General features: G+C 70.2%; 1 protein-coding gene and 1 pseudogene. One reads left to right on the top strand and one right to left on the bottom strand.

Annotated elements, in window-relative coordinates; genetic code table 11:
- Nucleotides 1-1,135: MFS transporter (locus ACFWPJ_RS32125; RefSeq protein WP_378857188.1), on the top strand; the 1,135-nt coding region annotated here is incomplete at its 5' end.
- A 24-nt stretch (nucleotides 1,136-1,159) separates the two neighbouring features.
- Here ACFWPJ_RS32125 and ACFWPJ_RS32130 read toward each other — a convergent pair.
- Nucleotides 1,160-1,692: pseudogene (locus ACFWPJ_RS32130) on the bottom strand (hypothetical protein); the annotation flags it as partial.

The following is a 1,692-nucleotide window of genomic DNA, read 5'->3' on the forward strand; positions in this document are numbered from 1 at the left end:
GCTGATGGGTCTGGGCGGTGCGATGCTGCTGCCGTCGAGCCTCGCGCTGATCTCGAGCCTGGTCACCGAACCCCGCCTGCGGGCCACCGCCATCGCCGCCTGGACGGCGTTCGCGGCGGGCGGGTCAGCGATCGGCCCGATCATCGGCGGGGTGCTGCTGCACAAATTCTGGTGGGGATCGGTCTTCCTGATCAACATCCCGGTGGTGCTGGTCTTGCTGGCGCTGGGCCCGTTCGTGTTGCCCGAGCATCGAGCGGCCGGGAGGGGACCGCTGGATCTGCCGAGCGTAGTGCTGTCGATCGCCGGGATCCTGCTGGTGGTGTACACCGTGAAGGAGGCCGCCGCGGCGGGCATGACCACGTCGACGGCCGTGGCAGGCGTCTTCGGCATGGTCGTGCTGCTGGTGTTCGTGTGGCGGCAGCGACGGCTTGCCGAACCGCTGCTGGATCTACGGTTGTTCCGGCACGGACCGTTCCGGCTCGCCGTCTCCGCCGGCCTGGTCGGCACGCTGTCCGGCGGCGGGATGGGATCGCTGACCAGCATGTACCTGCAATCGGTGGCAGGGCGCGACGCACTCGACGCGGCACTGCTCGGTATTCCCGCGGCGACGGCAGTCTGCGTGTTCTCGATGAGCGGCGCCGGGGTGGCGCGGCGGCTCGGGGTGCGCAACGCCTTCGGGGTCGGGCTCGGCGCCGCCGCGGTCGGTAACCTGCTTCTGCTCGGCATCAGCGTCGACAGCGGAATCGCCTGGTATATGGCCGGTTCCACCATCGCCGGTATCGGCTACGGGATCGTGCTCATGTTGGTGCCCGACCTGGCGGTGGCCGCGGTGCCACCGGAACGGGCGGGCTCTGCAGTCGGCATCACCGAGACCAGCATCGAACTGGGCAACGCCCTGGGGCTTTCCCTGCTCGGCTCGCTCGCGGCGCTGGTATTCCGTTCCGGCAGCGACTTCGCCCCGACGCTCGGGGAGACACTCGCGCGGACATGCGATGACCCCGCCCTGGCCGATGCGGCGCAGAGGTCCTTCGTCACGGGCATGCACGTCGCCACCACGACCGGTGCGGGCCTGCTGGTCTTGGCCGCGGCCGCAGCGGTGCTCGGATCGCGATCGATCGGTCGTACGACCGTTTGACCTGCGCCATTCGCGGTAATCGGATCATCTACCTCGTATTGACGATGCCGGTGCGACGTGCGGCCGCAGGACGGTGGGCAGCCACGGCAGCGGCGGATCCACCGCGCCGTCCAGCACGCCGCCCACTGGATCGTCGACGCCGTCGCGGCGCACCGGGTCCTCGGCGGGCCGGTAGATCTGCCGGACGATGAGCGCGCACAGCCCGATCACCGCGAGGTCGCGCAGCACGACCGCGCCGGTGAACCACTGCTCCGGCACGCCCTTACGGTCGGTGCCAAGGAAGTAGTACATGCGCGGGACCCACACCAGCGCGTCGATCGTCATCCACGCCAACAGGATTCGCCGATGCGGCAGCGCCAGCACCGCCAGCGGCACCAGCCACAGCGAGTACTGCGGGCTCCACACCTTGTTGGTCAGCAGGAACGCGGCCACCACCAGGAACGCCAGCTGCGCCACCCGCGGCCGCCGCGGCGCGGTCAGGCCGAGGTAGCCGATGGCGGTGCACGCGACCGCGAACAGCAGCAGCGACACCGCGTTCAGCACGGTCGGGGTGGCCG

This window comes from Nocardia sp. NPDC058497 (assembly GCF_042720195.1).
Taxonomy (GTDB): Bacteria; Actinomycetota; Actinomycetes; order Mycobacteriales; family Mycobacteriaceae; genus Nocardia.